The organism is Acinetobacter sp. EKM10A (genome assembly GCF_011075215.1).
Lineage (GTDB): Bacteria > Pseudomonadota > Gammaproteobacteria > Pseudomonadales > Moraxellaceae > Acinetobacter > Acinetobacter baumannii.
Genome location: NZ_JAALLK010000047.1, coordinates 1 through 372, shown reverse-complemented (window position 1 = coordinate 372; position 372 = coordinate 1). Strand labels below are relative to the sequence as shown.

Below are 372 nucleotides of genomic sequence, written 5' to 3'. Positions count from 1 at the left end.
TTAACACGTATACAGAAGTTAATGTCATTTTCAATTAACCATGTAAACCATTTCTCACCGATAAATTCTCTGTCTGCGAACACATTCACAATACGGTCTTTACCAAAAATGGAGATAAAGCGTTGAATCAAAGCAATACGCTCTTTTGTATCTGAATTTCCCCGTTTATTGAGCAATGTCCAAACTATAGGTATGGCTATTCCACGATAGACGATGGCTAACATCAAGATATTGATATCTCGTTTCCCCCATTTCCAGTTGGTTCTATCCAAAGTTAATTGGACTTTATCGAATAAAAATATATTGAAAATTAACTGAGAAATTTGACGATAATCGAAATACTGATCTGCAAAGAAGCGTTGTATACGTCGA

General features: G+C 34.7%; 1 protein-coding gene. It reads right to left on the bottom strand.

What is annotated here, in order from left to right; translation table 11 throughout:
* The coding region (locus G9371_RS19010; RefSeq protein ID WP_165471309.1) for a transposase at nucleotides 1-372 on the bottom strand (372 nt) is incomplete at both ends.